The sequence below is a fragment of the Paenibacillus sp. LHD-117 genome (genome assembly GCF_030929555.1).
Lineage (GTDB): Bacteria > Bacillota > Bacilli > Paenibacillales > Paenibacillaceae > Pristimantibacillus.
The window spans coordinates 284594-291660 of record NZ_JAVFVT010000002.1 but is presented as its reverse complement, the minus strand read 5'-3'; the positions used below and the strand labels follow the sequence as shown (position 1 = coordinate 291660).

Annotated in this window: 8 protein-coding genes; all 8 read left to right on the top strand. The window is 54.8% G+C overall.

Annotated features, from left to right (window positions below; all coding sequences use genetic code 11):
• On the top strand, nt 1-939 hold a 939-nt coding region (locus RB620_RS02480; protein ID WP_308091922.1), incomplete at its 5' end, for a reverse transcriptase domain-containing protein.
• A gap of 204 nt (nt 940-1143) precedes the next feature.
• Nucleotides 1144-2310, top strand: coding sequence for a D-alanyl-D-alanine carboxypeptidase family protein (locus RB620_RS02475; RefSeq protein ID WP_374121347.1), 1167 nt, complete (start codon nt 1144-1146; stop codon nt 2308-2310).
• A 168-nt stretch (nt 2311-2478) separates the two neighbouring features.
• Nucleotides 2479-2832: an anti-sigma F factor antagonist gene (spoIIAA, locus tag RB620_RS02470; RefSeq protein WP_308091921.1), complete on the top strand. Its 354-nt coding sequence runs from the start codon at nt 2479-2481 to the stop codon at nt 2830-2832.
• The gene (spoIIAB, locus tag RB620_RS02465; protein WP_308091920.1) at nt 2829-3275 is read left to right on the top strand and encodes an anti-sigma F factor; all 447 of its coding nucleotides are present in this window, start codon (nt 2829-2831) and stop codon (nt 3273-3275) included. Before spoIIAA ends, spoIIAB begins: the two co-directional genes overlap by 4 nt.
• A gap of 19 nt (nt 3276-3294) precedes the next feature.
• The gene (gene sigF / locus RB620_RS02460; protein ID WP_308091919.1) at nt 3295-4050 is read left to right on the top strand and encodes an RNA polymerase sporulation sigma factor SigF; all 756 of its coding nucleotides are present in this window, start codon (nt 3295-3297) and stop codon (nt 4048-4050) included.
• Nucleotides 4051-4196: 146 nt separating this feature from the next.
• On the top strand, nt 4197-4853 hold the full coding sequence (locus tag RB620_RS02455; protein ID WP_308091918.1) for a stage V sporulation protein AA: 657 nt from the start codon (nt 4197-4199) through the stop codon (nt 4851-4853).
• On the top strand, nt 4846-5274 hold the full coding sequence (locus RB620_RS02450) for a stage V sporulation protein AB (RefSeq protein WP_308091917.1): 429 nt from the start codon (nt 4846-4848) through the stop codon (nt 5272-5274). Before RB620_RS02455 ends, RB620_RS02450 begins: the two co-directional genes overlap by 8 nt.
• Nucleotides 5275-5334: 60 nt before the next feature.
• Entirely contained in the window at nt 5335-7014 is a 1680-nt protein-coding gene (locus tag RB620_RS02445) for a spore germination protein (protein WP_308091916.1), read from the top strand.
• Nucleotides 7015-7067 lie beyond the last annotated feature (53 nt).

Sequence of the window (7067 nt, the reverse complement as noted above, 5' to 3'; positions counted from 1 at the left end):
GGTTTTCGTCCGGGAAGAAATGCGCACATGGCACTGGAAAAGATCCGAGCGGATTTGAACGACGGGTACCGTTACGTGATCGACGCCGACTTGAAATCGTACTTTGACACCATCCCGCATGAGAAACTCATCGGCAAGGTTAAAGAGACGGTGGTCGATGGAAGCGTGCTGACCTTACTGGAGGAATTTCTAAAGGCAGGGGTCATGGATGATGGAAGCTATCACCTGAACGAGCAAGGAACGCCGCAAGGTGGAGTCATTAGCCCTTTGCTAGCCAACATTTACCTTTACCCACTGGATCAAGTGATGACCGAACGAGGTCACCGTTTGACGCGATATGCGGACGACTTTGTTATTTGCTGTAAAACGCAAAAAGGAGCAGAGCGCGTCCTAAAATCAGTCGTCAAACTACTTGAAAAAGAAATGGGACTGAAAGTTCACCCGGAGAAGACGAAAATCGTCAACAGCAAGAGGGAGTCCTTTGTGTTTCTCGGTCATGAATTCAAACCGGGGAAGCGAATGACTCCTTCGGATAAAGCGATGGCGAAATTCAAAGAACGAGTGAAAGAGATCACGAGACGCAATCAGACGGTAAATGTTGAGCAGTTGGTGAAGAAGAAGCTCAATCCTTATTTGCGGGGTTGGGGGAACTACTTTGGAACGGGTGATATAAAGGGACGATTTCAGGAATTGGATGCGTGGATCAGAAGACGGTTGCGCGCGGTACAACTGCGAAGCTGGAAGAAAATCAGGAAGCTGCATCGAGAAATGCGAAGAAGAGGATGGGGGAGTAAGGATATGCCGGGCATGCGCATGACAGCATGGCGGAGCTCCATGTCAACCTATGCCCAATATGCGTTGCCGAACCGATGGTTTGACGAGATCGGTCTATGCAGTCTCTATACGATTTGCAAAGAACTTCATCCCCAACGGGGATAATCACTGGAGGAGCCGGATGCGATGACCCGCAAGTCCGGATCTGTGAGAGGCCTATGCGCATGCGCATAGGCCTACTCGATTGTTCGCGGCCTCACGAATGTATTAACGTAACGATCGCAAAGGAGCGATAGGAATAATTTCCTCATGGAAGGTCAACACTGAAAAGGAAAATAGTACCGAAAATCATCCAGGAGGGACCTATCGTTGAAAACTCGATTCGCTTCAATCATCGCAATTGCCTTAGTCATTGCGCTCGCGCTTCCCGCATCCGTAACCGCAGAGGAAGGGGCTGCGACGCTGGATCTGGCGCCATCCGCGCGTTCAGCCATCTTAATGGATGCCGACAGCGGCACGGTCATCTTCGAGAAGAACAGCCACGACCAGCTGCCGCCGGCCAGCATTACCAAAATCATGACTTTGCTGCTCATCATGGAGGCGCTGGACAACGGACAGCTTAAGCTGACGGACAAGGTCAGCACGAGCGAATACGCGGCTTCCATGGGCGGCTCGCAAATATTCCTGGAACAAGGGGAAGAGATGTCGGCCGAAGACATGATCAAAGGAATCGCGCTTGCCTCCGGGAATGACGCTTCCGTCGCGATGGCGGAGAAGCTTGCGGGCACTGAAGCCCAATTCGTCGCGATGATGAACGCGAAGGCGCAGGAGCTTGGCATGAAGGACACCCGCTTCGCGAATCCGAATGGGCTTCCCGTACAGGGACACTATTCGTCCGCGCACGATATCGCCGTCATGTCGCGAGAGCTGCTGAAGCATTCCGAGGTAACGAAGTATACAGGCTTGTACCAGGACTACTTGCGCAAGACGTCCGAGAAGCCGTTCTGGCTCGTCAATACGAACAAGCTCGTTCGGTTCTACAACGGAGCTGACGGATTGAAGACGGGCTACACGAGCGAAGCGAAATATTGCCTTTCCGCCACGGCTAAGCGCGACAACATGCGAATCATAGCGGTCGTCATGGGCGAGCCGACGACGAAGCAGCGCAACGCCGAGGTGTCCCAAATGTTCGACTATTCGTTCGCGCAATACATGAACTATCCGGTTATCGATGCGGGTGACGGAATCGGCACGCTTCGAGTAGAGAAAGGGATGCAGTCCGAGCTGCCTCTCATCGCCGATCGTCCGTACAGCGTATTGCTACGGAAAGGTTCCGCGACGAAGGACATCCGTTATGAGCTCAAATTGGACGAATCGGTCAAAGCTCCGATCGCGGCAGGCGATGCCGTCGGCAAGCTGGTTGTTTACGACGGCGAGCAAGTGCTGAAGGAGTTTACGGTGACTTCGCCGCAGGACATCGGCAAGGCGAACTGGTGGAAGATGCTGAAACGATCCGCGTCCGGCCTATTTCACTAGGACCGTGGCGCGATAGAGGATTATCCGCATCATTTTTTGTCAGCTCATAGCGGTATGCTTCTAGTTTTGTCGGCGTGCAGGAATACGGAACGTTTCCGTTGAATCCCTTGTTCTATCTCGGCGAATGCATCAATGCATGAATGACTGTGAGGGAGATGAGGAACGTACATGAGTCTGCAAATCGAGTTGGAGCATTACCGCAACGTGCTGATCGTGCGGCTGTACGGCGAGCTGGATCACCATACCGCGGGCGTCGTCCGGTTCAAGATGGAGGAAGCCCTCCTGAAGGATCACGTAAACCATGTCATTCTAAGCCTCAAAGAGCTGCAGTTCATGGACAGCTCCGGACTCGGCGTCATCTTGGGACGCTACAAGCAAGTGAAGAGCAAAGGCGGCAAGATGGTTGTCTGCGACATCAATCCCGGCGTGAAACGATTGTTCGAACTGTCCGGGCTGTTCAAAATTATATCGGTTCACGACAACGAGAGGAACGCGATATCGAGTTTGGAGGTGGTGTCATGACAGGCAGCAATCAAATGAAGCTTTCTTTTAGCGCCCGCTCGGAGAACGAAGCGTTCGCACGAGTCGCCGTGGCGGCATTCGTCTCCCAATTGGACCCGACGATGGAAGAACTGAACGACCTCAAGACCGCGGTGTCCGAGGCTGTCACGAACGCGATTATCCACGGCTATGACAATGACCCTACCCGCGAAGTGACGATCGAAGCGAAGATCGAGCGGGACACCGTTTCGATCGCGATCTCGGACGAGGGGAACGGGATCGAGGACGTAGAGCTGGCGCGACAGCCGCTGTACACATCCAAGCCGGAGCTGGAACGTTCGGGCATGGGTTTCACTATCATGGAAAATTTCATGGACCATTTCGAAGTTGCTAGCAGAATGGGCGGAGGAACTCGCGTAGCGATGCTGAAGAGGATCGAATCAAAAAAAGCGCTCTATAATTAGAGCATAGGGGTTGAGCCTCATGAATGGCGATTTGAAGCAAACGGCCCAGCCTTATTTGGACGACGCGGAAGTTAAGCGTTTGATCGCTCTAAGCCAATCCGGCGATACGGTCGCAAGGGATACGCTGGTCAGCTGCAATATTCGACTCGTATGGTCCGTCGTCCAGCGCTTCATGAACCGCGGTTACGAACCGGAGGATCTGTTCCAGATCGGGTGCATCGGCCTTCTGAAGTCGGTGGACAAATTCGATCTCTCCTATGACGTCAAGTTTTCCACCTATGCGGTTCCCATGATCATCGGCGAGATTCAACGGTTCTTGAGGGACGACGGGACGCTCAAGGTGAGCCGCTCCCTGAAGGAAACGGCGAACAAAGTCCGCAAGATGAAGGACGAGTTGTCGAAGACTTTAGGGCGATTGCCGACGGTGAGCGAGGTGGCCGAGGCGCTCGGGATAACGCCGGAGGACGTCGTGTTCGCCCAAGAAGCGAATAAGCCTCCGACCTCGATTCACGAGACCGTGTTCGAGAACGACGGCGATCCGATCACGCTGATGGACCAGATCGCGGACGACTCACAGGAGCGCTGGTTCGACAAGTTGGCGCTCGAGGAAGCGATCGAAGGCTTAAGCGAACGGGAAAGACTCATCGTCTTCCTCCGGTACTACCGGGACAAGACGCAATCCGAAGTCGCCAGCAGGCTCGGCATCTCGCAAGTCCAAGTTTCGCGGCTGGAGAAAAAAATATTGCAATCGATCAGGGACCAAATCGCGCAATAGCGGTTTGGTTCTTTTTTTTGAAATATTTTCACCATGCGCGCATTGCTTGAAATTGGCTGAGTATCCTAATCCTCCTCGTTCCATACTAATCGGGAAAGGTTATAAGCAAAACTAAGCAACCCGCGAGGCGGAAGGGATGATCTCAGATGGGCGTAACCGGCCAATCCGTTATCTATCTGCGACTGAAAAAAAGGATCTATATCAAACCGCAGCACGTGGTCACGCTTGGACAAGTCGCTCGTCTGCTTACGGACGACGACGGCTTGCAGGAGCGCTTGTCCGAGTTGCCGCTCTATGAACATCGCAAGCAGGACGGCAACCGGGTCGTGATCGACCTGCTTCAAATCGTAAAGAAGATTCGGTATGAGGTGCCGAACGTCGCGGTCGAAGCTTACGGCGATCCGCAGGTGCTGATCATGGTGGCCGACAAGCCGGTGGGGCCGAGATACGTCATGCTCGTGCTAGCCTGGCTGCTCCTGTTCTTCGGCGCGGGGCTCGCGATTATGAATTTCCACACCGACGTCAGCATGAGGGAGGTACATATCCGCATCGTGGAGCTCATTACGGGGGAGCGGGTCGAACATCCGCTTTGGTTCCAAATTCCGTATTCGCTCGGCATCGGACTGGGGATGATCCTGTTTTTCAACCATATTTTCCGCAAGCGGTTCAACGAGGAGCCTAATCCTCTGGAAGTAGAGCTGTACATGTACCAGGAGAACATTAACGCCTATGTCATCGCGGACGAGATCCGCAAACAAGCCGATTACGACCAAAGACGCGAAGGCGGCGCTCGCGATGATTAAAGCGGCGGAACATCTGTTCATCGCGGTTCTCGGCTTAGCGGGGGGGCTCGCAGTAGGCAGCGGTCTTGTGGCGCTCCTGATCGTATTCGACCTCATCCCGAGGCTCGCCCAGCTCGCGCGCGCGTTCCGGCTGTCCATCTGGTTCGAGACCGCGATCATCTGCGGCTCCTTGTACTGGACGTTCGCGGATTTCATGGATTGGAAGCTGCGACTGCCGCCGTCCGTGTTCCTGAGCGGATCCGGGCTTCTGGACGGCATGTTCGTCGGCATGCTCGCCGCGGCGCTGACCGAAGTGATGAACGTGCTGCCGATATTGGCCAAGCGGCTCGGGCTCTCGGCTTATATGATCGGGCTCGTGATGGCGATGGTGATCGGCAAAACGGTGGGTTCGCTGTTCGACTGGCTCGTGTTCCAATGGTAAGCGACCGTCGCGGCGGATGATAACGGAAGGTAATAAAAGGACGATGAGGTGAAGGGATCGATGGCGGATATGGATAACGAAAACGAAAGAAGGTTGCCGGATTCGAAAGAAGCCGGATACGAGATCTTGTTAGGGAAAGAAGAACGCTTGCCGCATGATCGGCAACGAGAAGAGTCGAATTCGCGGCTGCACGACGGCTTCTCCGGCTCAGGCGGAGAGGTTAGGGGAGCAGGCAAAGGCGCCGGAGAAGGAAAAAAGTGGAACGAGAAAGAGACGTCCAATCAACCGATTCCGGCTGATCTGGACGACGTACTCAAAAAGCTTGAGGAAGACGTAGGCTATAAAACAAGCTTCGATATCGTCGTAAGAGAAATGACTTTCGGCGAGAAACGAACGGCGCTCTTCTGCTTGAACGGGCTCGTGAAGGACACTCTCCTGACGGAAGTGCTGAAACGGCTCACTTATTTGCATCCCGAAGACCTTAGCAGCGACGCCGTGCACGCTTTCGTCGATCTGTACGTGCCGGCAGCGCAGGTTGACAAAGAAGAGGATTGGGACAAGCTCATCAACAGCGTGTTGACCGGCGGTTCCGCGCTATTCATCGACGGAGAGTCGGTTGCACTGAAGATCGATGCCAAAAACTTGCCGGCGCGCGGACCCGAGGAGCCGTCTCTGGAGAAGGTCGTCCGGGGCAGCCGCGACGGCTTCATCGAGACGTTGATGGTCAATATTTCTCTTGTGCGCCGGAGGCTGCGCGATCCGAAGCTTCGCTACGAGCTCATCCAGATCGGCGAGCGGACCAAAACCGACGTGTGTATCGCTTATATCGACGACATCGTGGACAAGGAACTGTTGGAGTCGATTAAGGAGAAGGTGTCGATGGTCAAGGTCGACGGCCTGCCTCTGGCGGACAAGCAGCTGGAGGAAGCGACGATCAAGCGGGGCTGGAGCCCGTTCCCGCTCGTCCGATATTCGGAGCGTCCGGACACCGTGGCCGCCCATCTGCTCGAGGGCGCCGTAGCCATCTTCGTCGACACGTCCCCCAGCGTCATAACGCTCCCGACGACGTATGCCGATCTAATGCAGCACGCCGAAGAAAACAGGCAGACTCCCTTCATCGGCACGTATCTGCGCTGGGTCCGCTTCGCGGGCGTATTTGCTTCCCTGTTCATGCTGCCCCTCTGGCTCTTGTTCGTCATGCACCCCGAATTCAAGCCCATGATGCTAGAGTTCCTAGGTCCGAACAAGACGGGCAAAATCCCGCTTTACGTCCAGTTCCTGCTTGCGGAAATCGGGATCGACCTCATGCGGATGGCGTCGGTCCATACGCCTTCGTCGCTGGCGACCGCGATGTCTCTCGTCGCGGCGATCCTAATCGGCGATATCGCGGTTCAGACAGGCGTGTTCGTGAACGAAGTCATCCTGTACATGGCGATCGCGGCGATCGGCATGTTCGCCACGCCAAGCTACGAGCTGGGGCTCGCGAACCGGATCGTCCGGCTCGTGCTGCTGACGGCGGTGGCCGCATTCAGCGTTTCTGGACTTGTCGTCAGCACGACGGTCATTTTGATCTTACTGGTGGCCGAACGTTCCATGAACCGCCCGTATATGTGGCCGATCATTCCGTTCGACGCCAAAGCGCTTTGGGGAATTATTATCCGCCAGCCGCTCTTGTACAACCGCAAACGCCCGAACGTTCTTAAGCCGCAGCAGGTGGACAAGATGCCGCAAACGGAATGAGACGTGCAAAAATACAAATGAAATGCGAATTTATCCATTTCGGATGCGGACGT

Bases quoted from the DNA above. Each gene is read 5' to 3' on its own strand.
- spoIIAB (WP_308091920.1), top strand. From the start codon at position 2,829: ATGACAGGCAGCAATCAAATGAAGCTTTCTTTTAGCGCCCGCTCGGAG.
- RB620_RS02455 (WP_308091918.1), top strand. From the start codon at position 4,197: ATGGGCGTAACCGGCCAATCCGTTATCTATCTGCGACTGAAAAAAAGG.
- RB620_RS02445 (WP_308091916.1), top strand. From the start codon at position 5,335: ATGGCGGATATGGATAACGAAAACGAAAGAAGGTTGCCGGATTCGAAA.
- spoIIAA (WP_308091921.1), top strand. From the start codon at position 2,479: ATGAGTCTGCAAATCGAGTTGGAGCATTACCGCAACGTGCTGATCGTG.
- sigF (WP_308091919.1), top strand. From the start codon at position 3,295: ATGAATGGCGATTTGAAGCAAACGGCCCAGCCTTATTTGGACGACGCG.
- RB620_RS02450 (WP_308091917.1), top strand. From the start codon at position 4,846: ATGATTAAAGCGGCGGAACATCTGTTCATCGCGGTTCTCGGCTTAGCG.